This is a genomic window from Chryseobacterium sp. c4a (genome assembly GCF_009900745.1).
Classification (GTDB): domain Bacteria; phylum Bacteroidota; class Bacteroidia; order Flavobacteriales; family Weeksellaceae; genus Chryseobacterium.
On sequence record NZ_WXVU01000001.1, the window covers coordinates 558,261 to 584,123 of the forward strand.

25 protein-coding genes are annotated in these 25,863 nt (G+C 34.7%); 17 read left to right on the top strand and 8 right to left on the bottom strand.

Features of this window, described 5'->3' with window-relative positions; all coding sequences use genetic code 11:
• Positions 1-163: 163 nt before the first annotated feature.
• Positions 164-850 carry a hypothetical protein gene (locus GTR01_RS02525; protein ID WP_160136292.1) on the top strand — a complete coding sequence of 229 codons (687 nt, stop codon included), beginning with the start codon at positions 164-166 and terminating at the stop codon, positions 848-850.
• 195 nt (positions 851-1,045) lie between these two features.
• Positions 1,046-3,904, top strand: coding sequence for a M16 family metallopeptidase (locus GTR01_RS02530; protein WP_160136293.1), 2,859 nt, complete (start codon positions 1,046-1,048; stop codon positions 3,902-3,904).
• A 75-nt stretch (positions 3,905-3,979) separates the two neighbouring features.
• Here the strand turns inward: GTR01_RS02530 and GTR01_RS02535 are convergent, their stop codons facing one another.
• Together GTR01_RS02535 and GTR01_RS02540 are read right to left on the bottom strand one after the other, a co-directional pair.
• Entirely contained in the window at positions 3,980-4,564 is a 585-nt protein-coding gene (locus GTR01_RS02535; RefSeq protein ID WP_160136294.1) for a DUF3109 family protein, read from the bottom strand.
• 6 nt (positions 4,565-4,570) lie between these two features.
• On the bottom strand, positions 4,571-5,476 hold the full coding sequence (locus tag GTR01_RS02540) for a DUF6427 family protein (RefSeq protein WP_160136295.1): 906 nt from the start codon (positions 5,474-5,476) through the stop codon (positions 4,571-4,573).
• Positions 5,477-5,518: 42 nt separating this feature from the next.
• Here GTR01_RS02540 and GTR01_RS02545 point away from each other — a divergent pair, with 42 nt between their 5' ends.
• Positions 5,519-5,752 (top strand): DUF6341 family protein, encoded by a 234-nt coding sequence (locus GTR01_RS02545; protein ID WP_160136296.1) that lies wholly within the window; start codon positions 5,519-5,521, stop codon positions 5,750-5,752.
• Positions 5,753-5,835: 83 nt separating this feature from the next.
• On the opposite strand, the gene GTR01_RS02550 is transcribed toward GTR01_RS02545, so the two are convergent.
• The 5 genes from GTR01_RS02550 to GTR01_RS02570 form a co-directional block, all read right to left on the bottom strand.
• On the bottom strand, positions 5,836-6,273 hold the full coding sequence (locus GTR01_RS02550) for a universal stress protein (RefSeq protein ID WP_160136297.1): 438 nt from the start codon (positions 6,271-6,273) through the stop codon (positions 5,836-5,838).
• A 59-nt stretch (positions 6,274-6,332) separates the two neighbouring features.
• The gene (locus GTR01_RS02555) at positions 6,333-6,938 is read right to left on the bottom strand and encodes a fumarylacetoacetate hydrolase family protein (protein ID WP_160136298.1); all 606 of its coding nucleotides are present in this window, start codon (positions 6,936-6,938) and stop codon (positions 6,333-6,335) included.
• Positions 6,939-7,017: 79 nt separating this feature from the next.
• Entirely contained in the window at positions 7,018-7,419 is a 402-nt protein-coding gene (locus GTR01_RS02560; protein ID WP_160136299.1) for a putative signal transducing protein, read from the bottom strand.
• A gap of 2 nt (positions 7,420-7,421) precedes the next feature.
• Entirely contained in the window at positions 7,422-8,186 is a 765-nt protein-coding gene (locus tag GTR01_RS02565) for a 3'-5' exonuclease (protein WP_160136300.1), read from the bottom strand.
• A 63-nt stretch (positions 8,187-8,249) separates the two neighbouring features.
• Positions 8,250-8,963, bottom strand: coding sequence for a CDP-alcohol phosphatidyltransferase family protein (locus GTR01_RS02570; protein ID WP_160136301.1), 714 nt, complete (start codon positions 8,961-8,963; stop codon positions 8,250-8,252).
• Positions 8,964-9,052: 89 nt separating this feature from the next.
• On the opposite strand from GTR01_RS02570, the gene GTR01_RS02575 reads away from it, so the two are divergent.
• The 8 genes from GTR01_RS02575 to GTR01_RS02610 all read left to right on the top strand — a co-directional run bounded on the left by GTR01_RS02575 (position 9,053) and on the right by GTR01_RS02610 (position 18,372).
• Positions 9,053-10,981 carry an LTA synthase family protein gene (locus tag GTR01_RS02575; protein WP_160136302.1) on the top strand — a complete coding sequence of 643 codons (1,929 nt, stop codon included), beginning with the start codon at positions 9,053-9,055 and terminating at the stop codon, positions 10,979-10,981.
• Positions 10,982-11,105: 124 nt separating this feature from the next.
• Complete coding sequence (locus GTR01_RS02580; protein WP_160136303.1) at positions 11,106-11,525, top strand: DUF2147 domain-containing protein; 420 nt, start codon at positions 11,106-11,108, stop codon at positions 11,523-11,525.
• Positions 11,526-11,625: 100 nt separating this feature from the next.
• Positions 11,626-12,123, top strand: coding sequence for an RNA polymerase sigma factor (locus GTR01_RS02585; protein WP_160136304.1), 498 nt, complete (start codon positions 11,626-11,628; stop codon positions 12,121-12,123).
• Position 12,124: 1 nt separating this feature from the next.
• Positions 12,125-12,736: a hypothetical protein gene (locus GTR01_RS02590; RefSeq protein WP_160136305.1), complete on the top strand. Its 612-nt coding sequence runs from the start codon at positions 12,125-12,127 to the stop codon at positions 12,734-12,736.
• Between the two features lie 258 nt (positions 12,737-12,994).
• Positions 12,995-13,975: a pyruvate dehydrogenase complex E1 component subunit beta gene (locus GTR01_RS02595; protein ID WP_160136306.1), complete on the top strand. Its 981-nt coding sequence runs from the start codon at positions 12,995-12,997 to the stop codon at positions 13,973-13,975.
• A gap of 117 nt (positions 13,976-14,092) precedes the next feature.
• Entirely contained in the window at positions 14,093-16,084 is a 1,992-nt protein-coding gene (locus GTR01_RS02600; protein WP_160136307.1) for a KUP/HAK/KT family potassium transporter, read from the top strand.
• Positions 16,085-16,152: 68 nt separating this feature from the next.
• A complete protein-coding gene (locus GTR01_RS02605; RefSeq protein ID WP_027374694.1) occupies positions 16,153-16,626 on the top strand; it encodes a Fur family transcriptional regulator in 474 nt (157 codons plus the stop codon).
• A 3-nt stretch (positions 16,627-16,629) separates the two neighbouring features.
• On the top strand, positions 16,630-18,372 hold the full coding sequence (locus GTR01_RS02610; RefSeq protein WP_160136308.1) for an OstA-like protein: 1,743 nt from the start codon (positions 16,630-16,632) through the stop codon (positions 18,370-18,372).
• A 50-nt stretch (positions 18,373-18,422) separates the two neighbouring features.
• Here the strand turns inward: GTR01_RS02610 and GTR01_RS02615 are convergent, their stop codons facing one another.
• Positions 18,423-20,036, bottom strand: a complete 1,614-nt coding sequence (locus tag GTR01_RS02615) for a T9SS type A sorting domain-containing protein (protein WP_160136309.1) — start codon at positions 20,034-20,036, stop codon at positions 18,423-18,425.
• A 516-nt stretch (positions 20,037-20,552) separates the two neighbouring features.
• On the opposite strand from GTR01_RS02615, the gene GTR01_RS02620 reads away from it, so the two are divergent.
• From GTR01_RS02620 to GTR01_RS02645, 6 genes are all read left to right on the top strand, one after another.
• Positions 20,553-21,461 carry a hypothetical protein gene (locus GTR01_RS02620; RefSeq protein ID WP_160136310.1) on the top strand — a complete coding sequence of 303 codons (909 nt, stop codon included), beginning with the start codon at positions 20,553-20,555 and terminating at the stop codon, positions 21,459-21,461.
• A 1-nt stretch (position 21,462) separates the two neighbouring features.
• The gene (locus GTR01_RS02625; protein WP_160136311.1) at positions 21,463-22,290 is read left to right on the top strand and encodes a hypothetical protein; all 828 of its coding nucleotides are present in this window, start codon (positions 21,463-21,465) and stop codon (positions 22,288-22,290) included.
• A 1-nt stretch (position 22,291) separates the two neighbouring features.
• A complete protein-coding gene (locus GTR01_RS02630) occupies positions 22,292-23,068 on the top strand; it encodes a hypothetical protein (protein WP_160136312.1) in 777 nt (258 codons plus the stop codon).
• Between the two features lie 134 nt (positions 23,069-23,202).
• Entirely contained in the window at positions 23,203-24,378 is a 1,176-nt protein-coding gene (locus tag GTR01_RS02635; protein WP_160136644.1) for an aspartate aminotransferase family protein, read from the top strand.
• A gap of 189 nt (positions 24,379-24,567) precedes the next feature.
• Positions 24,568-24,954 carry an START-like domain-containing protein gene (locus GTR01_RS02640; protein WP_066694078.1) on the top strand — a complete coding sequence of 129 codons (387 nt, stop codon included), beginning with the start codon at positions 24,568-24,570 and terminating at the stop codon, positions 24,952-24,954.
• Between the two features lie 78 nt (positions 24,955-25,032).
• Complete coding sequence (locus GTR01_RS02645; protein ID WP_160136313.1) at positions 25,033-25,848, top strand: aminotransferase class IV; 816 nt, start codon at positions 25,033-25,035, stop codon at positions 25,846-25,848.
• Positions 25,849-25,863 lie beyond the last annotated feature (15 nt).

The following is a 25,863-nucleotide window of genomic DNA, read 5'->3' on the forward strand; positions in this document are numbered from 1 at the left end:
GTTTTTTTATTTCCACTCCTTTGTTCTTTGTCTGAGTATCTTTCAGCATTGTGACTGCCTTTTATCAATCGTCATTCATCACTTATTACTCATTAATCATTACTCATATTCTTATCCATGTCCGCCAATATTCCTATATTTACCCTTTAAACTTATTACATATATGAAAAAGATCATCATTCCATTTTTCTGTGCCGTACTTTTCTCTGTTCCGGCAGCAGCTCAGAAGAAAGATGCCGCTTCTGTAACAACGGAGGCTGTAAAATCAAAATTAACGCCTAAAGAAGTATTGGATAATTACTTTAAAGCATTAGGAGGAAAAGAAAAATTAGAGGGTGTAAAAACTCTTTATATGGAAAACACTATGTCTGCTCAGGGAATGGAAATTAACATGACCACTAAGAAAATGGGCAACAAATTCAAATCTGTACAGTCTTTGATGGGACAGCAGATGGTTCAGTTTTTCGATGGAGAAAAAGGATATTTTGATCAGATGGGGAACAAAACTGCAATTCCTGCAGACAAAGTTGCTGAGCTAAAAAAAGCAAAACCAGTGGATGCATTAGCATTTGATGGAGCTACTTTTCAAAATGTTACTGTAGAAAAGCTAGACGGTAATGATTATAACGTATTGTCTTCAGATAAAGGAAAATTTTATTTTGATGCAGCTACAGGACTTTTATATAAAACGATTGCCGGAGAAGGTAATGTGACTATAGAAAGTTATATGTCGGCAGATGGATTAAAGTTCCCTCAGGTTGTTGAAGCAGAAGGTTCTGGTCAGAAAGTGACTATCAGAACGACAAAAGTTACAGTGAATTCCGGAGTTACGGATGCTGATTTCAAATAAGCAGAGTAAGGTAGTTGGAAGTTATTGAGAGTAGTGGTTACTATTAATACATTATCTTTCATCTGTTTTATATACAATATAGAAAGCCGAAATTTATTTTCGGCTTTTTTATGATCTTATTTTAACAATACTTTAGAACGCACTTTTTTATTAGTCTATAAATAATATATACTTTTGTCGGGAAAAATAAAGTATATGAAGAAAAGGTTAATTCCATTGATGATTGTCAGCTTGATTTCCCCAAGATTTTTCGGACAAAATATTCCTATAGATCCTTCCGTAAAAATCGGTACTCTTTCCAATGGAATGAAGTATTATATCAAAAAAAATACATTGCCTGAAAAAAAAGTGGATTTTCGTCTGGCAATTAATGTAGGTTCCATTCTCGAAGATGAAAATCAAAGAGGTCTGGCTCACTTTATGGAGCATATGAACTTTAACGGAACCAAAAATTTTCCTGATAATAAACTCGTAGATTTTCTACAATCCATAGGTGTAAAATTTGGACAACATCTTAACGCATATACCAGTTTTGATGAAACGGTTTATATGCTTCCTGTTCCATTAGATAAGCCAGGAAACCTGGATGCCGGATTAAAAGTTATGGAAGATTGGGCATTCAATGCAACGCTTTCGGATAAACAAATCAATAAAGAAAGAGGAGTTGTATTAGAAGAATTGAGACTGGGACTTGGTGCCGACAAAAGAATGCAGGACAAATATCTTCCCAAACAACTGTATAAATCCCAATATGCAGAGCGACTTCCTATGGGAAAGAAAGAGGTGATTCAGAATTTTAAGCCTGAGGTTATCAGAAAATTTCATCAGGATTGGTACAGACCAGATTTGATGGCCATCGTTGTCGTAGGAGATATTGATGTAAAAGATGTTGAAAAAAAGATTAAAAATAATTTTGAAAAATACAAGAATCCGTTACATCCAAGAGAAAGAAAAAGTTTCAATCTTCCCAATCATAAAGAGACATTGGTAGCGGTAGAAACAGACCCTGATGCTACAAGCTCAGGAGTACAATTTATCATCAAAGATACCGGAATATATCAGCCGGACATCACAATTGAACAGTATAACCAAAGTATTGTGGAAGGGTTAGTCAATATTATGCTGAATAATAGACTGGGAGAATTAATTAACTCAAATAATCCTCCTTTTACTTACGGAGCCGTTTATCACGGAGGAACGTATGCAAGGTCAAAAGAAGCATTTCAAGGATCAGCGATAACCAAAGAAGGAGATCAGCTGAATGCTTTGAAAATTCTTCTGGAAGAAGTAGAAAGAGCCAAAAGATTTGGATTTACACCATCTGAGCTGGAGAGAGCAAAAACTCAAATTCTTTCTTCTTATGAATGGGCTTATCATAACAGAGATAAGAATGAAAGCGGAGATTTGATTGGCGGTTTCGTGAGTAATTTCTTAAGGAATGAACCCATTCCCGGAATAGCTTGGGAATTTGAGCAGGTTAAAAAGTTTTTACCGACGGTAACACTTACAAAAACCAATGGGATTATTGAGAAGCTTGTAAAAGATGATAGCAGAGTAGTGGTCATTACAGGCCCTCAAAAGGACAATATCACAATGCCAACAGAAGCGATGGTTCTTGAAACGTTTGATCAGCTGAAATTGGCTGACCTGAAGCCTTACGAAGAAAGGAATAAAGTTGAAAGTTTGATAAAACCTTTTAAATCCGAAGGGAAAATTACCAAAACAGACATAGATGTTCAACTGGGAACAACAACCTGGACTTTAAGTAATGGAGTAAAGGTTACCTTTAAAAAAACGGATTTTAAAGATGATGAAATTGTATTTGCAGCTTTAAGTTTAGGAGGAAGTTCAATAATTTCTGATGTAGACTATAACAAAACACAATTTGCCTTTGATGCCTTATTAGAGGCCGGAATAGCAGGACTTTCCAAAACAGATTTAGCACATTATCTGGCAGGTAAGCAGGTAAGTGCCAGTTCCTACATCGGAGGACTTACAGAAGGTATTTCCGGAACCAGCTCTAAAAAAGATCTGAAAACTGCTATGGAATTAATATATGCCTGCTTTACAGATTTAAATTATAATCCCGATTCTTTCAATGCGTATAAAATAAAAAAGTCTGCAATGCTGACTAATCTGGCTTCGGATCCTGAATATTATTTTTCCAGTGAACATGCAAAATTTGTCAATCAGAAAAATCCAAGATTTATTGGCCTTGAGCCAACCGAAAAAGATTGGGTTAATACAGACTATAAAAAAGCCTATGATATCTATCGGAAAAAATTTGCTAATGCAGGAAACTTTCAATTTTATTTTGTAGGAAATATTGATGAAACCCAGTTTAAAAATGAAGTTTTGCATTATCTTGCAGGCCTTCCTGCTTCAGGATCACCTTCTACCTTTAAAGATACGGGATACAGACCGATAGAAGGAGAATATACAAAGGTTTATAAGAAAGGGAAAGAACCTAAAAGCCTTGTAAACATTTCTTATAGTGGAGAAACTACCTATAATGAAAAAGAAGCATTTGCCTTATCCGCTCTTGGAGAAGTAGTAACTATTAAAGTTCTTGAAAAGCTGAGGGAAGAAGAAAGTGGGATTTATGGAGGGGGAGCAAGCGGAGGAATGAGTAAAATTCCTTACAGTACTTATAGTTTCAGTATTAATTTCCCTTGTGGCCCTGAAAATGTAGATAGGCTTACGAAAAGTGCTACTGCTGAACTTCAAAAAATTATTGATAACGGCCCTGAACAAAAAGACCTTGATAAATATAAAGAAGGAGAATATAACGAGTACAAGACAAGCCTTAAAGACAATGGATTCTGGCTGCAGGGAATTGCTCAGAACCAAGTAGACGGAAGTGATAAACATGATATTCTGAATTATCAGGATAAAATAAAAGCACTTACCGTAAAAGACCTTCAGAATGTTGCCAGAAAATATCTATCTAAAGGTAGAAATATAGCGATATTAATGCCTGAAGATGGCTGGGAAAAAACAGAAAAGGCTGACAGTAAAAAAGAAATTAAGGATAGCGCAGGAGCAAAACAATAATAAATTACCTGTTACTCATAATAAAAAAACCGCAGAGTATATCTCTGCGGTTTTTTTATTCAAATCTCGATAAGATTATGAACCATATTCTTTCTTCCATTCATCAGCAGCTCCGCTCAGAACATTATAAAATTCTTCGCCATACTTTCTGATTAATGGTGTTTTCAGGAATTTATAAACAGGAACCTGAAGCTCTTTTCCAAGCGTGCAGGCATCACTGCATACATTCCATTCATGGTAATTTAAAGCCGTAAATGAAGAGTATTCTGTAACACGAATAGGATAAAGGTGGCATGAAATAGGTTTTTGCCAATCTACAGCACCATCTTCATAGGCTTTTTCAATACCACATTTTGTAATTCCTTTATCATCAAAAGTTACATACGCACATTCACGGTTTTCTACCATAGGAGTAACATACATTCCGTCGTGTGGGTCGGTAGTCCATGTACCTTGCTCTTCCAGGGCTTTGATACCCTCTTGAGTAAGATAAGGCTTAATCTTGTCAAAAATACCGTCCAGTATTTCAAGCTCATTTTTGTCCAGGGGAGCTCCAACATCACCTTCCACACAACATGCACCTTTGCATTTGCTAAGGTTGCATACAAATTCTTCGGAAAAGATTTCCTCAGAAATCAATTTATCGTCTATCTGAATCATAATTTTTTAAAATAAATCAAAAACTGTACCTGCTTTAAAGGTCAGTAAACTCAAAATAATAAGCCACAAACCTACTTCCTGCATCCAATATTTGGGTAAGAATCTCATCATTCTGCTTAGAATAATACTTGATGGAAATGCCAGAAGCAGCAAATATTCATAGCTTTTATTCATGTAGAGAATGATTGTAACAAGCTGAGCTAGGGAAAAGACCAACAGAAAAGTATATTTATATCTGCTTATAGGACTTTTCTTATTATAATTTTGAAAATGGTCATACACAGCATAAATAAGCATTAATACTACAGGAATTAAAGGAAATAATTCTGTATAATCTGTGACCGGTTTCATCTTTCCAAATGGGAAATAATCGATATTCCATGAAGTAAACTGTACAAAGTACATCACAGAAAAATAACTGAATACAATCAGAATCATTCCTAAAAGGAACCTGAAAAGGTTTAATCCTATTTTAGCAGAGGTAGCAACCACGTGAATGATTACAAAAACAGCCATCGGCCAGGTAGTAGGTAAGAAGATAAAGTTCAGAGCAACAATAGCTCCTACCAATACATATGATTTCTTCCTTATATCTTCATCTGCACTCGTTAAAAGTAAGATAAGAAACGAATTGGTTAACAATGAAACTGCAATTCCTATGTCTAAATTACCCGGATACAGTCCAAAAATAAAGAACGTGTATAAAAATAACGGCAGATGAGTCTGATAATTAAGGGCAACACTATGAAAACAAAAATATCCAAGAGCAATTCCCAGAAAGGTAATTCCGGCAATAATAGCTTCATAAGTATTGAAATTCAGTATGTTAAATATTACAACAACTAAAAGAAGACAACCAATATAAACAGGAATTGAAAAAATATTGCTTTCTTTTGAAAGTAATTTAAACATTTTTTATAAATTTGTACAAAGTTAATTTAAAAAAGGAAAATAATGACGTCTTTCTTTCTATTCTTAAGCAAAGTTTTCAAATCGAGTTTCGGGTTCTTTGATGCTTTTGGAAATGTTTTAAACTGGATTCTGTTTGCAGTTTGCTGTGTATTGTTCACTTATTGGTGCTATGTACTAGTTGTAACACTAGGTGGTGACAAAGATAAAGACTATTATTCTCCAACGGAAGGTAAGCACCCTTACTACGATCCGAATATCTACAAAAAAGAAGGTTAATTAATTGGTTATATAGTAAAAAACCGATCAAATAATTTATTTGATCGGTTTTTTTATTACTAACGATTAAAATTTTCTTTTACTTAGTCGTGGATAGGAAGTACCAGAACAGGAATATTTGAACTTTTTGTAAGTCCTTTGGTAAGACTTCCTACGAATACATCATAAATTCCACTTCTTCCATGGGAGCCCATCACAATATAATCTGCATTTTTAGCTTTGGCGTGCTCTAGAATGATGTCTTTTGCCAATCCTTGTTTTAAAAGATGTTCACAATCGACATCATGGGCAATGATTCTTTGCTCAATCCTATTAAGCTGAACCAATTCTTCCCTGATTTCATTCGCTTCCACTTCCGGGAAATATTGGAATCCCATATCACCAATGGCAAAGCCGATATCTGATGGTGCAACATGGATCAGGTAAATTCTACCATTAAGTTGTTTTGCAAATTTTATGGCACCGTCTACCAATTGGTCTGTTTTGTCCCCAAAATCTACGGGTAATACAATATTTATCATAACCTTTCATTTTGTTACCTAAAGATAGGAAAAATTTACCAAACTTTTATGTTAAATACTTATAATATTCGGATGTCAAGCATTTTTTCTTCGCCAAGGTAGGCTTCCAGAATATCATTTTCCTCTACTTTTCCAACTCCTTTTGGGGTACCTGTATAGATGAGATCTCCTACTCTTAAAGTGAAGTACTGAGAAGCAAAAGCAATAATATCATCGAAATGGAAAAGCATATCTTTCGTATTTCCATCCTGAACTTTCTCTTTGTTTTTAAGAAGTGAAAAAGAAAGGTTCCCAAGGTCAAAATTTTCCTTTTTGAAGAAGTTTCCTACAACTGCTGAACCATCAAATCCTTTGGCTAGTTCCCAAGGCAGCCCTTTTGATTTTAATTCGCTTTGAAGGTCTCTGGCTGTAAAATCAATTCCTAAACTCAGTTCTTCGTAATGTTTATGAGCGGTTTCTTTCTGAATATACTTTCCCCCTTTAGAAACTTTTATAACCACTTCCAGTTCATAGTGGATATCATTGGAGAATTCAGGGATATAAAAATCATTTCCCTTTAAAACCGCTGTATCCGGTTTCATAAAAATAACAGGGTTCTCCGGAATTTCGTTTCCTAATTCTTTAGCATGTTCGCTGTAATTTCTTCCTATGCAGATGATCTTCATAACTCTTTATTTATTTTTAGGTTGTTCCATTGTTTTTCAATGAAGCAGCCTTCTTATTAATGTAAATATTATTTTGTGCTTATTCGTGGGTAAATTCATTCCCACAATAGTAACACACAAACTTGTGGCTCGTTAAAAATGAAATACCAAAAAAACTGGTCGCTCTGTCATCTCTGTAGATATGATTGGAGCCACATTTCGGACAAACAAAATCAAATTCCGGATCTTCAATAGTGTGCTCTACTTCTAATGAGTATTGTTCATTCTCTTTATAATCCTGTAGAACCTGACCTGCTTTTTCCAGATCTTCCTCAAAAACCTGAAGTTGAATACCGCCTACAGCTTGAGACAGCAGCCAATCCGATTGGATTAGCTGTTCATTCGCAATGAAACTATTGATTCCGTTTTCAGCCAGAATCTGTTTGTCCCTATTCGCTTCAAGGGCAGTTTCATAAAATTTAAAACGAACCAGATCAGACATATTTAAAATCTGCTTGACAGTTGAATTTTAGTAAATACTTTCTTGGTATACAATGGGAAATCAGCATTCTGAAGCCATCCGTAATATCCAAGATCTTTTTGGAAGACCGCTTTTACCCCTTGTCCTTTATATTTTCCGAAATTGAAGATCTCCTCCTGCTTATCATTATATCCGATAAATCCAGCAAGATCTGCGTTTTTATTGTGGAAAGTAAATTCACTTAAAGGAGCAATTTCGTTCGGAATATCATCATATTTTCCTACTTGTGCATCCAGCACTTCAAAAGTGGCCATTACATCAGCTTCTGCAGAGTGTGCATTCTCTAATGTTTTTCCACAATAAAACTGATAAGCAGCTCCAAGGTTTCTAGGTTCTTTTTTGTGGAAAATAGTCTGTGCATCTACCAATCTGAATTTACTAAGATCAAAATCCATTTCTACTCTTAATAATTCTTCAGCCAAAAGAGGTACGTCAAATCTGTTAGAATTAAATCCTCCTAAATCAGCACCGGTAATCATTTCCATTACTTTAGGAGCAATGTCTCTGAAGGTAGGGGCATCTTTTACATCTTCATCATAAATTCCGTGAATTTCACTGCTTTCTTTGGGAATCGGCATTTCTGGATTCACTTTCCATGTTTTGCTTTCTCTGGAGGCATCCGGATTTACTTTTAAGATACAGATTTCAACAATTCTATCTTTTCCGATGTTGGTTCCTGTTGTTTCCAGATCAAAAATACAAAGGGGTTTATGGAGTTTTAAGTTCATGTTAATCAATAATAATTTGAAAATATGTTCATCAAAAATCAAAAGGTTTCTAACCTCTGATTTCTATTTTAATTGTCTTTGAAAAATAAGTGATATCAATATATAGTAGATTACCAGCATTGGGATTCCTACCGTTTTAAAAATAGTAAGAATTGCAATACCACCTACTAGCAGTACTATTTTGGGATAGTTATCCTTTAATGCTTTAGATTTAAACTTCATTGCCATCATTTTGATAGGGCTTATCAGAAGCCATGAAGTAAGGAAAGCAAGGATGATAAGCAGTAATTCGTTTTCAAAAAGGAAACTGAAATTTCCGGTTTCTTTAAAAGCATAATACAGTCCGAATAATAAAACGGTATTGGTTGGTGTATTTAATCCTTTAAAATAATATCTCTGTTCCTCATCAAGGTTGAAAATAGCAAGTCTTAAACAAGAGAACATCGTCACTACTAATCCAATGTATTTAATTTCAAATGGAAGCTGAAGCCCAAGAAGTTCACTGTCAAATGGTTCTAGTGCTTTATACATAGTAAGTCCGGGAATTAATCCGAAACTTACCATATCAGCAAGAGAATCAAGCTGAAGACCTAAGTTGGAGTTTGATTTTAAGGCTCTGGCTACAAACCCGTCAAAGAAATCAAAGATAGCGGAGAGGATAAGGCATATTGCCGTTGTTTGATAGTCTCCTAAAATAAGATGTATTGCACCCACACTGCCTGCAAATAAATTAGCCAGGGTCAAGGCATTGGCCAGATTATTCTTTATAAAATCCATAGACACAAAATTACAGTTTTTAAAAATTCTATCTCAAAATAATATGCATTAAAAAATGCAATAAAGTGATTTTGATGTAAATTTGCCCCATGAAATTTTTAAAAGGATTTAGAAAACAGGAAGTTCTGGCATTGCTTTACAGAATTTTTTTAGCCTATTTTTTTTATCAGATTGCAAGACTTTTATTCTGGTATTTTAATAAGGATCTGATTAAAGTAGATTCTGTTTCAGAATATTTTAAACTGGCATATCATGGGACAGCCTTCGATACTACGGCTATTTTGTATGTCAATGCATTATTTATACTATTGAGTCTTTTGCCACTGGTAATTAATACCAAGAAAGGGTTTCAGAAAGTTCTTTTCTGGATTTATTTTCTAACGAATGGGTTGGCGTATGGAATGAATTTCGGAGACTTTATTTATTATAAATTTTCTCAGTCCAGGCTTACATCAGCCGTATTTCAGGTGGCAGAACATGAATCTAATGTCTCTCAGACTCTGATGATTTCTGTAGGACAACATCCTTTTGTCCTGATTTGGTTTATCGTTTTAATGGGATTGTGGGTTTTCCTTTATAAAAAAGTAAAGGTGGATGAAACAAAACCAACTCATTTACTTCCTTATTTTTTATCCTCCATTGTTACTTTATGTATTACAGCAGTTTTAGTTGTAGGTGGGATTAGAGGAGATTTCAAACATAGCACAAGGCCTATTAATATGGTGGATGCTACCCGTTTTGTAACGAATCCGCTGCAAGGAAATTTAGTTCTTAACAGTACATTCTCATTTTTCAGAACTTTAAATACCAATAACTTCAAGGAAGTTCATTTTGTAGATCAAAAATATATTGAAGAAAATGTACAACCTTATAAAGTGTATGACAGAAAGGTGGAAAATCGCCCCAATATTGTGATTTTTATTGTAGAATCATTCGGGAGAGAGTATTCCGGAGCCTTTAATAAAGATAAAAATATTAAAGATTATGTTTCCTATACACCGTTTATGGATAGCCTGGCAGCTCAGAGTCTTATTTTTCCGAATGCTTTTGCCAATGGAAGACAGTCTATTCATGGAATGAGCAGTGTATTAGCAGGAATTCCGAGTCTTACTGATGCCTTTACAGGTTCTCCTTATTCCAATCAAAAAATCCAGTCTATCGTTTCGGTTTGTAATGATCTGGGATATGATACCTCTTTTTACCACGGAGCACCTAATGGCTCTATGGGTTTCCTTGGATTTGGAAATATCTTAGGATTTAAACACTATTTTGGTAAAACGGAATATAATCATGATGAAGATTTTGATGGAATGTGGGCTATTTGGGATGAGCCATTTCTCCAGTATTTTGCTAAAAATGTAGGAAAGAAACAGCCTTTCATGACGACCGTTTTTACAGCGTCTTCTCATCATCCATTTAAGATTCCTGAAAAGTATCAGGGGAAATTTAAAAAAGGAAAAATAGAAATGCATGAACCTATTCAATATACGGATTATGCAATTAAAAAATATTTTGAAACAGCTAAAAAAGAGCCTTGGTTCAACAATACGATTTTTGTTTTTACAGGAGACCACACCAATCAGATTTATTATCCTGAATATGAAAAGGCAATGAACCGTTTTGCAGTACCTTTAATTTTTTATTCCCCAAATCCGGCATACCAGCTTAAGGGTGAAAACTCTGAAATTGCTCAGCAAATAGATATTTACCCAACGCTTGCTGATTTAATAGGATATAATAAACCAATCAGAAGCTGGGGGAGAAGCTTGGTGAGTGATAAGAAATATCCTGGAATTATGGTAAACTCAGATGGAAATAATGAACAGTTTATTATTGGAAATTATATTTACAGATTTGATGGTAAGGATATTGTAGGAGTATATGATAAATCCGATCTTGCTCTTGAAAAGAACCTGATTAATCAGTTAAAAACACCTGAAGTAGAACAAGGAAAACAAACCGCAAAAGCTTGGTACCAGGATTATATGGATAGAGTAATTAATAGGAAGCTTCAATAAATAAAGTCATTTATAAGCTCTTTTATGCTTTGTATAATAAAAGTTTTTGTTCGTTAAGAATTAATTTATATTTTTATCAATACATAGAAAAGTATTTTGTATTAAAATTAAAACTATAAGAAATATGAAAAAAATAATGTTAACATTCGCGCTTTCTTTATTTGGTGTGATGACATTTGCGCAGATAGAAGGAAAGTGGAAGACGATAGACGATGAAACCAAACAGGCTAAATCTATTGTAGAGATTTTTAAGAAGTCTGATGGTAAGTATTATGGGAAGATTTCTCAGTTATTGACGAAGCCAGCAGATCCTAACTGTACAACCTGTAAGGATGACAGAAAAGGGAAACCGCTTGTTGGATTGGAAATCATCAGAGGATTGAAAAAAGAAGGTGATGAATTTTCCGGAGGCAACATTACCGACCCTAAAACAGGAAAAACTTACAAATGTACCATTACAAGAAGCGGAGATAAGCTTAATGTAAGAGGGTATTTAGGATTATCATTATTAGGAAGAACCCAGGTTTGGGAGAAAGCTAATTAATATAAGTTTAAATAGAATTTTAAAATGACATTTCAGAAATGAGATGTCATTTTTTTTTGAAAAAGATGTAACGAAAATAAAATCTCCCCACTTATAGAATATGAGAACAGGACAGGAGAAAATATTTGTAGAATTTTTTAAGCCCAATCAAAGGCTTATCCACAAAATATGCAGAATATATACAAACAATGCTGAAGATCATGAAGACCTTTTTCAGGAAATCACGATTCAGTTATGGAAGTCTTTTCTGGGGTTTAAAGGAGAGGCTAAGTTTTCTACCTGGATGTATCGTGTAGCGCTTAATACAGCGATTACATTATTCAGAAAACCTCGGAAAAAGGATTCACAAGCAGTAGATATTGACGTTTCATCCCTTAAAATGGAATATGAAGCATATGAAGATGACGAACATAAATTGCAAAAGATGTACAAGGCCATCTATGAACTGTCTGATGTGGAAAAAGCTTTAATCATGATGTATCTTGAAGATAAACCTTATAAAGAAATTGGAGAAATTCTGGGAATTACAGAAGGAAATGCAAGAGTAAAGATGAACAGGGCTAAGAATAATTTAAAAATCAAAATCAACACAAAATAATATGGACGAATTAGAATTACTTAAAAAAGACTGGAATAAGGAATCCACAGATTTTAAAGAATATTCAGAAAAGGACATTTATAATATGATAAAAAATAAATCTGTTTCCATTACCAAAACCTTATTGCTTATTGGGCTGATAGAAGTTGTATTATGGAGTTTATACGGATATCTGGATCAGGAGTTTCCTTATATAAGAATTGCAATGTTTTTAGTTTTTACAGGATTGATCATTTTTCTTTTCATTAGAATGAAAACCGGACAGGACAGTATTACATTAATGAAAAGTATTCTGAATCTGAGAAGATTGATCTTAGGATATGCAGGTATTTCACTGATTCTCCTGGTTACAAATAATATTCTTTATTTTGATCATAATGTGAGGGATTTTATGGCAGGGTGGAATGACGGCCTGAATAGTAATAGCAGCATAAGAGTTTTACCTACTAATCCTGATGCTATAGTACCTGTACTTGGAAATTATATTATTTTTGGAATTGTTTTACTTATTACTTTTTACTTATTATACAGAGTTTATAAAAGAACTTACGGTAGAATTTTGCAGGATTTGAGAAAGAATTACAAAGAACTGAGTTATCAGGATGAAAAATAAATCTAAGAAAAGAAGTCGTAAGTTATCATTAGCCGTTTTAAAATAATGGTTTTAATTTTAAAAAGTCAATGAAACGATGTTCATTTATTCTTTCAAACTAGAAGAAACTTCCCTCTTCCAGCCTCCAGCTTCCTTTCCCGTAAAAATCCTTTTTTGAATTATTATTAATATTGAGACTTCTCATTCAAATGAAACGCCTTTTTATTATGTGTATAATAAAAAAACACTATTTTTGTAGTCTAAATTTTTCAAGAAAATATGGCAGAATATACTTTTCGTGAGGTAATTGCACAGGCAATGAGCGAGGAAATGCGTAAAGACGAGTCCATCTACCTGATGGGGGAGGAAGTTGCAGAATATAATGGTGCATATAAAGCTTCAAAAGGAATGCTGGATGAATTTGGTCCAAAAAGAGTGATCGATACACCGATTGCAGAACTTGGATTTACAGGAATCTCTGTAGGAGCTGCAATGAATGGAAACAGACCCATCGTAGAATTTATGACTTTCAATTTCTCTTTGGTAGGAATTGATCAGATTATTAATAATGCTGCGAAAATCCGTCAGATGAGTGGAGGACAATGGAATTGCCCAATCGTTTTCCGTGGACCTACTGCTTCTGCAGGACAATTAGGAGCTACTCACTCTCAGGCTTTCGAAGGTTGGTTTGCCAACTGTCCGGGACTTAAAGTGGTAGTACCTTCTAACCCATACGATGCAAAAGGATTGTTGAAAACCGCAATTCAGGATAATGACCCAGTTATCTTCATGGAATCTGAGCAGATGTATGGTGATAAAATGGAAATTCCTGAAGAAGAATACTATTTACCATTAGGAAAAGCTGATATTAAAAAAGAAGGTAAAGATGTAACTTTAGTTTCTTTTGGTAAGATCATGAAGTTGGCAATGCAGGCAGCTGAAGATATGGAAAAAGAAGGGATCTCTGTTGAAGTGATCGATCTTAGAACAGTTCGTCCTTTAGATTTCGATACTATTTTAGCATCTGTAAAGAAAACAAATAGATTAGTAATCTTAGAAGAAGCTTGGCCATTCGGATCTATATCTTCTGAAATTACATATATGGTACAGCAAAAAGCATTCGATTATTTAGATGCTCCAATCAAGAGAATTACTACTCCTGATGCACCTGCACCTTACTCTGCTGCATTATTTGCAGAATGGTTCCCTAAACTTGAAAAAGTAAAAGAGGAAATCAAAAAAGCGATGTACGTTAAGTAACTATAATAGAAAAAAACTTCCGAAAGGAAGTTTTTTCATTTATTATATTCATGAAGAAAAATTCTTGGGGTCATAAAATTGATATAAATTTGCGCTTTTAAAAATAAATTGGCTGATATGGCAGAAGTTACAGAAGGCGGTCATCACTTTGACTTAAAGAAGCTTTCATTTGTAGGCGTTATAGTTTCGCTTGGAATCGTTTTCGGAGATATTGGTACCTCACCACTCTACGTAATGAAGGCGATTGTGAACGCAAGAAAAGATGGCGCAACAATGCCGTTTGATGAGTACATCGAAGGAGCATTATCCTGTATCATCTGGACATTGACGCTTCAGACCACCCTGAAATATGTGATCATTGCTTTAAGAGCAGATAACAAGGGTGAAGGAGGAATTCTTGCGTTGTATTCACTCGTAAAAAAACTCAAGAAAAAATGGCTGTATGTAGTCGCCATTATTGGAGCTTCCACGCTCGTCGCAGATAGTGTAATCACCCCCTCCTTAACGGTGATGTCTGCAATTGAAGGGTTAAAAATCTATAACCCCGAAACTCCGGTAGTTCTCATTACCTTAATCATTCTATTCATTGTATTTGTCGTACAGCAGTTCGGAACAGCGTCCATTGGGAAGTTCTTCGGGCCGGTGATGGTGACCTGGTTCCTTGTTTTAGGAATTTCCGGATCAATGCATATCTTTGATCATATTGAGATTATCAGAGCTTTCAATCCAATGTACGCGTACAACCTGATTACGCACTCATCCAGTGCTATTGTGATTATGGGAGCCGTATTTCTATGTACCACAGGAGCAGAAGCTCTATATTCCGATTTAGGACACTGTGGAGCAAAAAATATTAGAATCAGCTGGATTTTTGTTAAGCTTATGCTTATTCTTAATTATCTTGGACAAGGATCATGGTTATTGGATAATTACCATCAAGTACACAATGGAGTAAATCCTTTCTTTGGAATTATGCCTGAGTGGGCTGTTTTACCAAGTGTAATTCTGGCTACAGCAGCAGCAATTATTGCCAGCCAGGCGGTTATTACAGGATCATTTACCATGTTCTCAGAAGCAATGTCTATCTCTTTCTGGCCAAATCAGCATATTGAATATCCTTCAGGGATTAAAGGGCAGATGTATATTCCTAGAATTAACTGGGGACTGATGGCTTTTTGTTTTGTAGTGGTGATATTCTTCCAGAAATCAGAACGTATGGAAGCGGCTTATGGGCTTACCATTACCATTACCATGTTGATGACTACCATTCTTCTCTTATTCTGGCTGAGCCGTACAAGAGTGAGTAAGATTTTTATTGCTGGTTTTGCTGTTGTATATCTGTTCCTGGAGTCAGGATTCTTCTATGCTAACGTAATTAAGTTTGTAGATGGAGGATGGTTAACAATGGTATTAGGTGGATTTATTGCCGTGTGTATGTATGCGTGGTATAACGGAAGATTGATCAAAGCGAATTTTATCCAATATGTAAAAATTGATAAATACATTTCTATCCTTAAAGATATGAAGCTGGATGAAACCATCCCTAAATACGCTACAAACCTTGCTTATCTGAGCAGAGCTAAAAGAAATGATGAGGTAGAATCAAAAATCATTTATTCCATCATCAAAAAGCAGCCGAAGAGAGCCGACCATTATTTCATTCTGAGCATTGTTAATCAGGAAGATCCATATACATTCAAATATACGGTAGATGAAATCTTGCCTGGAACTGTTTATAAAATCAATTTCCTTTTAGGATTTAAAGTAGATAGAAGAATCAATGATTATTTTAATATGGTATTGAGAGATCTAATGGCAGACGGAACGATTCCTTCAAGAAGCAGTCATCCATCTTTAAGAGCTCACGATATACCACCAGATTTGAAATATGTGATCATAGATAACACCTATATCAACGATATACTTTTAACTGTTAAACAGAAGATTACTCTTAATATTTACAACTTTGTGAAGTATATCGGAAGTGATGACTTTAAAGCCTGGGGAGTGTCTTCTCACAACGTAGAAGTAGAATCTGCTCCGATTACAGAGCTTACTGTTTATGACAATAAAATTGAACAGTCCGGGTACTTCAGACACAACTCTTAGCTCTCAGAGCATTTAAACCATAATATCTATTTAAATAAAAATCAATAAATTTGTAGATAATTTTTTTAATGGATACAGTACAAAAAGAAAAAAATATAGCTTTGATCAAGGATGTTTTAAGAAACTACCTATTAGAAAAGGGGTTCAGAAACACACCTGAAAGATATACGATATTAGAAGAAATTTATAATATGGATCATCACTTTAATGTTGATGATCTATATCTTCTGATGATGCAGAAGAAATATCACGTTTCTAAAGCAACCATTTACAATACTATTGAGATTTTCCTTGATGCCGGATTAATCCGTAAACATCAGTTTGGCGAAAAGACACTAACCTCTTCGTCTTATGAGAAGTCTTATTTTGACAAACAGCATGACCACTTGGTGATCTACAAAAAAGACTCCGATAAAGAAATCGAAGAAATTATTGAATTCTGTGACCCTAGAATCCAAGGAATCAAAGAAGCCATTGAAGAAGCATTTGGCGTAAAAATTGATTCTCATTCGCTATATTTCTATGGCACTAAGAATGACTAATTAATGAGAATAATCCTTTTTCTGTTCATCTTTATTTCTGCGTTCAGTTTTGCGCAGGACAAAACTCCTGTGAAGCGAGATCCCTATTTGCAGACTCCTTCCTCAGCCCAGCCCAAACAGCTGAAACCAGAAGATAAAGTGAAAATCATCCATGCGGATGAAATTAGAAAAGACCCGGCCAAATATGACGGGAATCAATATTTTATAGGCAATGTTCAGATTGAACACAAAGGTTCTGTGCTTACTGCAGATGAAGTAATTATCTATAGTGATGAGAATTTCGTAAAAGCAATAGGCAATACAAAACTTCAAAATGCCGATGGTTCAGTAATCACAGCAGGAGAAATGGAATATGATGGTAATTCTCAAAAAGGTGTTGCCCGAAAGAATGTTGTCCTTACAGACCCTAAACAAACTATAAAAACAGATATTCTGTATTATGACAGACTTGCTAATCAAGCCTATTTTAATACAGGAGGTACCATTTCCGATAGCCAAGGTAATGTGATGTATACAAAATCTGCAACCTATTTTCTCAATACCAAAATGATTGATTTTGTAGGAAATGTAAAAATTGATAACGCTCAATACATCATTGAAGGTGTTAATATCAAGCAGAATCAGAATACTAAAGTGGCTGAGTTTTTTGGCCCAACTACAATTACCAACAGAGCCAATCCTAAAAACAGGGTATATACCGAAAGAGGAACTTATAGAATGGAAACTAAAGAAGCTTTCCTGAATAAAAATTCCAAGATCTTTTATAATGATAAAATCCTTACCGGTGATGATATGTATTTTAATCAAATCACAGGTTTTGGGAAAGCAACAGGGAATGTAACGCTGGATGACCCTAAAGAAAGGAGATATATAAAAGGCGGATATGGAGAAATTTTTGAGAAAAAAGATTCTTCTATGATGACTAAAAATCCTTATGCTGTTAAAATTATGGAAAAAGATACCGCGTATTTTGCAGCAGAGAAAATTATATCTTTTCAAAAACCAGATTCCTTAGATATCAGAATAAAAAAGAGTTTTTTAAGAGCTTATAAAAAGGCAAGAATCTATAAATCCAATGCGCAGGGAAGAGCTGATTCTATTTCTTTTAATGAAACGGATGGGATTATGCATATGTTTACAAAACCTATTTTGTGGAGTGGAGAAAAGCAGGTGACAGGTGATAAAGTAGAAGCCTATTTTAATACTAAGAATGAAAATATAGATTCTTTAAAAGTGATAGGAAATGCCCTTGCTATTAGTAAAGTTGATTCTTTAACCTTGAAAGATGAGTTCAATCAGGTAAAAGGGAAGTATATGACCGTTTACTATGAAGGAAATGATATTAAAGAAGCCAGAGTCGTAGGAAATGCCCAGTCTATTGCTTATGTAGATGATGTAAATAAAGAAACCCAAAAACCGGAAAGAATAGGAATTACCCTTTCAGCTTGCGGTATTATAGGAGCTTTATTTGAGGAAAGAGCTTTGCAGATTATCTCATGCAGTATAGGATCTACTTCAGATACCTATCCGATGAGTAAGATAGAGCCTTCAAAAAGAAAATTCCCTGATTTTAACTGGAATACAAAAGATAGGATCAGAAAGTGGCAAGATATTTTGGTGGATACTCCGAATTATGAAGAAATAAAGTATTCATCAGACAATGAACTGTACAATCAGGCTCAGGAAGCTATAGAGAAAGAGCAAGCCAAAGAAGAGGCTAAGAAACCAAAAAGAACAAGAAAATAATACAAAAGAACCGCTTATTACAGCGGTTCTTTTTGGTAGGAGTAAGATCACTATTCTTTAATGAAGGTATATTTATTTTGATTAGCGGTTTTCAGAATGTAAACCCCTTTTGATAAATTATGTACAGGAATAGTACTTTCTTTAGTATTCCCGGATTGTATCAGTTGGCCTGCTGCATTGTAGATTTCATATTTCTGATCTTTGCTGCCTTTTATACTGATCATGCTTGTTGCAGGATTAGGAAATAAAATGCCCGCTTCTTTGTTGTTTTTTACTTCACGGGTGGAAAGATTAGGTAATACTAGGTTTTGTGCATAGATCCTGCTGGTAGAATCCATAGATTTCATTTCCTGAAAAGTAATAACATTTTGTCCATTAATAGGTTTTAATGTCGTTATATAAGTCTTGGATGCCTGAAAGGTTGCCATTGGAAGAGTTTGTTGAGGCCAGCTGAAATCTCCATTGTTATTTAGTAGTACAGCATACAAAGCATTGGAGTTGGCATCTATTTTTTTCTGAATAACAAAAAAAGGATTCCCATTTACCAGATCCAAATCTCCTACATGGTGCATTAAATTGTTATCAACAGGGAAAATCTGTTTGGCATTGTCTGTTAGAAGTCTGCCACCTGTATTTTTATCAAACTTTTGAACAAATTCTCCACGCATTCCCTGGCCGGAATCTGTATAATGAGCAATAGCCCAGATATGGGGTGAACCCGGTACAGTATTTATTTTGACATCTATCTGGTAGTTTGAAGAATCTGAGGTAAAACGAGTTCCATCATTTCCCCACGGTAGATTTCCATCAACATTTATTCTTTGTACATAGCCGTACAATGCATTATTGTCTATACCTATAAATGCACAATACACAGAATTTCCGTCAGTAAAACTACTGTAATCTGAAGTGATAGTGGTGGTTTTTGTTGAAATCTGTTTAGGAGCGTTCCATACAGTTGTTCCATTCAGATTAATCTTCTGTGCAAACAGATTGGCATTAATTCCTCCGGTATTTTTATTGAATAATATGATACATTCATTGTTGGATAGTTCCAATATATTTACCGGGATCGTTTCTTTAGTAAGGTCATCAGATTTTATTTCCAGGGGAGCAGACCAAACAGCTTGCCCGTTCGGATTAAAGCGCTGAACTTTTGTATACTTTTCACTAGTTGGCGCATAGGCTGCCAGGATATCACCATTGGATAAAGTAAGAATTTTAGGAAAAGTGGCTTCCCCAAGCGCAATGCCATTTGGCCAGGCTGAAGTTCCCTGTGGTGTTACCTTAAATAAATAACCGGGATTTGAGTTTTCTGTACCTGTAACTCCAAGGTATAGATTGTTGGAAGAATCAACAGCTATTCCATGTACAGCGATATAGGTAGACATGGGAATTTGGCTGCTGAGCAGGATGCCATTAGCCCCCAATTGTCTGTTGCCATTTTGATCCAGGATCTGCAGCCATAGTTCAAAATTTTGTGGCGCATTTACTTTTTTCCAGTATGCTACATAGGTTTTTCCATTATTCATAGGAGCTGAAAATGCATACACTTCGGAATCAATGTCTATTACTTTTAGGTTTTGATTGAGATCAGGATTCCATTGAGATTTTAGTGTTGTGATACTGCAGACGATTGCAATGAGAAAAAATAGACTTTTCATAATGTGTTATTTTTAGTATCCCTAAAATATGTGATAAATCTCCAGATCTGTATAAAAATGGGTGTTAAATAATGTCAATTTTATAGTCTGTTTTATAATTCTTTTTAAAAAGTAAAAATAATACAGGGTATTAGCGTGTTTTAGCGAAAATATCATGATGAACTGGCCTGTAATGATAAAGCAGGATCATTGTTATCATATAATAATGCGGAGATTGAATATAAAAATGAATCTATTATTTTCAAATGATGTAAGAAAATGTAATTTTATATCTACATGTGGTGATATTTTTTAATAAAATATCATCCGAAAAAGTGAAGTAATCCTATTTCTGACCTTTGATTTTTAATTTTTTTTTCTGTTGTAAATATCGATTTTTTCCTTTCTGTACAGTTATTTTTATTGATTTTGTTTTCTTATAACATATTTGAATTATTATTTTTTTTATTGGGACATAATTATGTGATTATAATATTTTATACATTTAATAAGTCAAGCCAATCTAAAAATGACAATATGAAATTAGAATTTATTACCCTGATTTTTATTATTTGCAATATAAAGATCAGTGCGCAAGTTGGTATTTCAAAAACTGCAGGTTTTCAGCCAGATGTTCGCGCTCAATTGCATGTAAAACAAGATGATTATGCAACCAGACTCCCTAGAGCGAATACAGCCTCAGTATTGCCAGCCTCATTAACGGGTACTACAGGAGATGGAACACAAGGTTCTGTAATTTTTAACCGTGAAACGGGAAGTGTTGTTCAGAATGATGGAACAAGTTGGAAAATTTCAGATCCTATTGTAACCACCATGAAGAATAATAAAATGGCTCGTTTTATAAGAAATGCTACCGTTACTACTACTTGTGATCCATGTGTGCTTTTGCCGTTTCCGAATTGTATTCTGGGATCTAATCAACAATGTGCGGCAGTAGATGTCCCTTTTACCACTGGAGTACCAGCACTGAATGAAATTTCAACTGATGTAGATCTGTTAAGTACAACAAGCAATGTGATCAACTTTAAAACAAGAGGGCTCTACAAAATATCATTTAAAAGTGGTGCTATTAATGTAGGAACTCCTACTTGTGTCGGAGCGTCAACTAACTTGTATTCCAGATTGAATTTAGAAGTAAGTTCTGATAATGGAACAACATGGAGGCCTGTTAATAATACAGTAAGTAATACTACAGGCGGATTACTTTCATTATCGTCAATACCTGTTGGATCCATTGATGTAGGGCAGTCTCTTGCATTTACTTATGTAGGTGTTTTTAATGCGAATGACAGAGCAAGACTAAGATTTTTTGGTAACCAGACGATGTTGGTAGGTGGTTGCTTGGGAAATAATATGTTTTTTGCCATGAATACTACAGGAAACTCGATATCAGATATTATTGTTGAAAAAATAAATATGCAATAAGATGAGAAAGATTACATTAATTATATCGCTTTTTAGCCAATATCTTCTATATGCTCAGGTAGGTATTGGAGGTAACATCTATAGCACAAAGAATATTGTAAAAGTTTTGGATGGAACCAAGGGAGCCCTACTATCTTATTCCAATAACTTTACCTCATTTCCACAATATAATGCTGGTGTAACAGATGTATTTAACGATTATCCAAATTTGGTAGGAGGACTTATTTACAATAAAAGTGATGATCAGTATTACAAATACGATGGCTATGCGTGGAATCCTGCAAGACAAATTCAAGGAATATACCAGCCTAAAGGCTCAAGATTGGGAATTTCTTCAGGAATTTCAATCCCTTGTATAGCTTTCGGTTTAGGGATATGCCTATCAACAGGTTCTGCTGTTTATTTAGCTCCTGATGATAAAAGTGAAGTTCTTGTGGATAATCTTACATTAAAAAATACAAGTACTGTAACGATAAAACAGGCCGGAATCTATGATGTAGGTGCAGCTTTAGGCTTTACCGGTGGATCTCTTGGAGCTCAGGTTGGAGTTACAGAATTTAAATTAACATTACAGGTTAGGTATACTTCGGGCGGGGCATGGGAAACCGTTGTTACCAAGTCAAACTATTCCCTCATATTTGTTATTGATACCAATGGAAATAAGACATGTAGTTTTGCTCATACTCTTTCGCTGCCTGTTGGAGCTGAGCTAAGAGTAATTCCTACAATCAGAACCATTGGTGGGTCAGGAGGCTCACTAGCGGCTTATGGTACCGATTCCAATTCAATCAATTCTTACCTCGCAGCACGTTTAATTAAAGCTTATTAAGATGAAAAAATATTTATTCGGACTGTCTTTATTGGCGATCAATATGTACAGTGCACAGGTGAATTTCACCAATATATCTAATCCGGATTCTAATGCCAGTGGAAATGATAAAGTAATGATGTATATTACTAATACCAGTGAAGCAACTGGTGTAAAAGGTTTTGGACTTCCGGCAGTAAATGCAGCAACAGATCTTCCTTATACAGGGGCAAGCGCTCCGGCAAGTAGAATAGAAGAATTAAGAGGAATGCTTTTGTTCGTTAAAGCCACAGGTCAAGTCATGGTCTTTGATGGTTTAGTATGGAGCAAAGCTTTTGAAATTGAATCCGACAATATTTCAAGATTCCAGCTTAATTCTGTTTCAACGACTACTGGTTCTGTTTTTCTACCCATCAATAGTACAATTGATAAGGCTAATTTTCTGGCAGATCCATTAAAGCTTAAAACAAATGTTCCAACAACAGGAGCAAATCTTAATCGATTATATATAAGACAAACAGGATTATACAGAGTTAATCTGAATCTGAATTTTACAGGGCCGGCAGGATCATTTAGTAACAGATTGGGAGCCAGTTTATATTTGAATGATGTGAAAAGGTTTCAGCTATTGGAAGACACCGTTAATTTTGACGGAACCAATCGAAAGATCAGCCTAGATATTTCAGTATATGCGGTTCAGGGGCAGTATATTACTCTGGATGCGATTTCAGAAGTGGGAGGAACTACAGCTTATACTGTAACGACAGACAGCTATGTAACTGTAGAAAAAGTATTATAACACAAAACAAACCTTTATATTTTAATTGAAAGTCACTCTTCATACACGAAGAGTGACCTTTTTATTCTTGATCAATTATTTCGGCGTTTGATGAATCTTTTATAGCTTTGCTGAAATTTTTTGAGACAATGGAAATGCACAAAGATTTTTTTATATATCAGGCACAAACCACAAAATTTGCTGCAGGTTTTGAAGTTGAAAAAGCAGAAGGAAATTATATCTATGGTACAGATGGAAGAAAATATCTTGATTTTGTAGCAGGGGTTTCTGCTAATACACTAGGGCATTCACATCCAAAAATAGTCAATGCAATCAAGGAACAAGCTGATAAATATCTTCATGTAATGGTGTACGGAGAATATGCTCAGGAAAAGCCCATTGCATTATGTAAACTACTTGCAGAAGCTACTCCGGAGCCTTTGGAGGTAACATATTTGGTAAATAGTGGTGCCGAAGCTATTGATGGAAGTTTGAAGCTCGCTAAAAGATATACCGGAAGAGAAGAAATTATTTCCTTTAAAAACTCTTATCATGGGAATACCCATGGAGCATTAAGTGTTTCAGGAAATGAAAATCATAAAAGAGAGTTTCGTCCTTTATTACCAATGATTACTTTTATCGAATTCAATAATGAAAATGAGTTTGATAAGATTACAGAAAAAACAGCGTGTGTAATTCTGGAAACTATTCAGGGAGCTGCCGGATTCCTGGTTCCGAATGATGATTATCTGATCAAGCTGAAAAGAAGATGTGAAGAAGTAGGAGCTCTTTTGATTTTGGATGAGATTCAGCCTGGATTTGGAAGGACAGGAAAATTATTCTCATTTGAACACTTTGGAATCGTTCCCGATATTCTTGTTATGGGAAAAGGAATGGGAGGAGGTGTTCCAGTAGGAGCATTTATGAGTTCCAGAAAAATTATGGAAACTTTATCCCACTCTCCAAAGTTGGGACACGTTACTACTTTTGGAGGAAACCCACTGATTGCAGCAGCCAGTTATGCTACTTTAAAAGAAGTATTGGAAAGTGGTTTAATGGAAGAAGTTGAGGAAAAGGAAAAACTATTCAGAGAACTTTTGGTGCATCCTAAGATTAAAAATATTAATGGTAAAGGTTTAATGCTTGCTGTTAATCTTGGAGATCCGGAATATACATTAAGCGTTGCTAAAAAATGTATGGAAAGAGGACTTATTGTTTTCTGGCAGTTGTACAGAAATGAATATTTAAGAATCTCTCCACCGCTTACATTATCGCTGGATGAAATCAGAAAAGGCTGTCAGATCATACTTGATATTCTTAATGAAGATTAAAGATAGAGTCTCTCCAAATGGAGAGATTTTTTTTATGCTTTACATCATAGTTTTATGGGTTCATACTTAACATAATACATATTTATAATCTCTGATAAATATCATGCAGATTCTTTAAAAAAGTAACTGCAATTTTGTGTAATAAAAAAATTAATTTATATATTGCGGGACGATAAAAACAAAGATTATATGGCGAAACATAAAGTCCATTACGAATTTCCAATGCACTGTTTATCAGAGATTTTGTATGAATATCTGGCTACTGCAGAGGGATTGTCTGAATGGTTTGCGGATGAGGTTACAGAGAAAGGCGATGATTTCTTTTTTAGCTGGGGCGGAGGTCCTGCTGAAAAGGCCACTTTGATCAGATATAAGCCTGAAGGTTTCGTGCGTTTCAGATGGGAAGAAGACGAAGGAACTAAAAACTTCTTTGAAATGACTATCGTAATAGACGATATTACAGAAGATTTATCACTTAATATTACAGATTTCTGTGAAGAAGGTGATGAAGATGAAAACGCAATGTATTGGGAAAATCTTATTGAAAACCTCAGAATAAAATTAGGTGCTGCATAATGTAGACCTGTATCAAATGATAAAACTGATGAACGATTTATCGTTCATTATTTTTTTGTAAATAAATCACATCAAAATTTGGAAAATCAATATTTTACATCTGACACATTAAATGTGAGAAATAGAGCCTTTCTTTTGGGCGATGCAGTGAAAGTTTCTTTTTTTATAAGAAATGGTAAATTGATCATGGATGAAGAATGCTATTTCTTCCTGATGGCTTCCATGAGAAAGATGAGAATGAATATTCCCTTAACCTATACACTGGAATTTTTCCAGTCGTTATTCCAGAAGGATATTGTAGATGGTAAAGGAATACAGAATGGGATTATCAATTTCCAGGTATTTAGAAATCAGGATGCTTTAACATTGGCAAAATCTTCAATTTCCTATTTTTATGAAGTTGTAGAAGCAGATGATGTACTAGCTGTTCAGGAAAGACCATTGGAGTTGGATATGATCAAGGAAATCAATGTTAATAATAATCTTTTAAGTAATATCAGAGTACATTGCCCGGAGAATATCTATGGTGGAATTTATGCCCAGGAAAATGATCTTGATGATGTTATCCTTTTAAATCCTAATAAAAGAATTGCCCGTACGACTTCCGGGAATCTTTTGTTTATGGAAGGAAATGTAATAAAAGTTCCCAAACAAACCGAAGGAGCTTACATTTCTCCTTTAATGGAAAATTTTGTTACTTTCTTACATAAAAACAATCTAGCAGATATTCAGGAACATGAGATTATTGCATTTGAATCTCAGAAAGCAGAAGAAATTTTGATGATTTCTGATGAGAAAGGCATATTTTCTGTAGGTAAAATAAGAAATAAAACCTTTGAAACTTCCCGATTCACAGAGTTGGTAGAAAGTTGGAAAAAGAGTTTTAACTCATAAAAATTGACAAACCCG

Bases quoted from the DNA above. Each gene is read 5' to 3' on its own strand.
- GTR01_RS02595 (WP_160136306.1), top strand. From the start codon at position 12,995: ATGGCAGAATATACTTTTCGTGAGGTAATTGCACAGGCAATGAGCGAG.
- GTR01_RS02600 (WP_160136307.1), top strand. From the start codon at position 14,093: ATGGCAGAAGTTACAGAAGGCGGTCATCACTTTGACTTAAAGAAGCTT.
- GTR01_RS02610 (WP_160136308.1), top strand. From the start codon at position 16,630: ATGAGAATAATCCTTTTTCTGTTCATCTTTATTTCTGCGTTCAGTTTT.
- GTR01_RS02535 (WP_160136294.1), bottom strand. From the start codon at position 4,564: ATGATTCAGATAGACGATAAATTGATTTCTGAGGAAATCTTTTCCGAA.
- GTR01_RS02570 (WP_160136301.1), bottom strand. From the start codon at position 8,963: ATGGATTTTATAAAGAATAATCTGGCCAATGCCTTGACCCTGGCTAAT.
- GTR01_RS02590 (WP_160136305.1), top strand. From the start codon at position 12,125: ATGGACGAATTAGAATTACTTAAAAAAGACTGGAATAAGGAATCCACA.
- GTR01_RS02555 (WP_160136298.1), bottom strand. From the start codon at position 6,938: ATGAAGATCATCTGCATAGGAAGAAATTACAGCGAACATGCTAAAGAA.
- GTR01_RS02630 (WP_160136312.1), top strand. From the start codon at position 22,292: ATGAAAAAATATTTATTCGGACTGTCTTTATTGGCGATCAATATGTAC.
- GTR01_RS02565 (WP_160136300.1), bottom strand. From the start codon at position 8,186: ATGAACTTAAAACTCCATAAACCCCTTTGTATTTTTGATCTGGAAACA.
- GTR01_RS02530 (WP_160136293.1), top strand. From the start codon at position 1,046: ATGAAGAAAAGGTTAATTCCATTGATGATTGTCAGCTTGATTTCCCCA.
- GTR01_RS02605 (WP_027374694.1), top strand. From the start codon at position 16,153: ATGGATACAGTACAAAAAGAAAAAAATATAGCTTTGATCAAGGATGTT.
- GTR01_RS02640 (WP_066694078.1), top strand. From the start codon at position 24,568: ATGGCGAAACATAAAGTCCATTACGAATTTCCAATGCACTGTTTATCA.
- GTR01_RS02635 (WP_160136644.1), top strand. From the start codon at position 23,203: ATGCACAAAGATTTTTTTATATATCAGGCACAAACCACAAAATTTGCT.
- GTR01_RS02620 (WP_160136310.1), top strand. From the start codon at position 20,553: ATGAAATTAGAATTTATTACCCTGATTTTTATTATTTGCAATATAAAG.
- GTR01_RS02525 (WP_160136292.1), top strand. From the start codon at position 164: ATGAAAAAGATCATCATTCCATTTTTCTGTGCCGTACTTTTCTCTGTT.
- GTR01_RS02575 (WP_160136302.1), top strand. From the start codon at position 9,053: ATGAAATTTTTAAAAGGATTTAGAAAACAGGAAGTTCTGGCATTGCTT.
- GTR01_RS02550 (WP_160136297.1), bottom strand. From the start codon at position 6,273: ATGATAAATATTGTATTACCCGTAGATTTTGGGGACAAAACAGACCAA.
- GTR01_RS02625 (WP_160136311.1), top strand. From the start codon at position 21,463: ATGAGAAAGATTACATTAATTATATCGCTTTTTAGCCAATATCTTCTA.
- GTR01_RS02615 (WP_160136309.1), bottom strand. From the start codon at position 20,036: ATGAAAAGTCTATTTTTTCTCATTGCAATCGTCTGCAGTATCACAACA.
- GTR01_RS02585 (WP_160136304.1), top strand. From the start codon at position 11,626: ATGAGAACAGGACAGGAGAAAATATTTGTAGAATTTTTTAAGCCCAAT.
- GTR01_RS02560 (WP_160136299.1), bottom strand. From the start codon at position 7,419: ATGTCTGATCTGGTTCGTTTTAAATTTTATGAAACTGCCCTTGAAGCG.
- GTR01_RS02580 (WP_160136303.1), top strand. From the start codon at position 11,106: ATGAAAAAAATAATGTTAACATTCGCGCTTTCTTTATTTGGTGTGATG.
- GTR01_RS02540 (WP_160136295.1), bottom strand. From the start codon at position 5,476: ATGTTTAAATTACTTTCAAAAGAAAGCAATATTTTTTCAATTCCTGTT.
- GTR01_RS02545 (WP_160136296.1), top strand. From the start codon at position 5,519: ATGACGTCTTTCTTTCTATTCTTAAGCAAAGTTTTCAAATCGAGTTTC.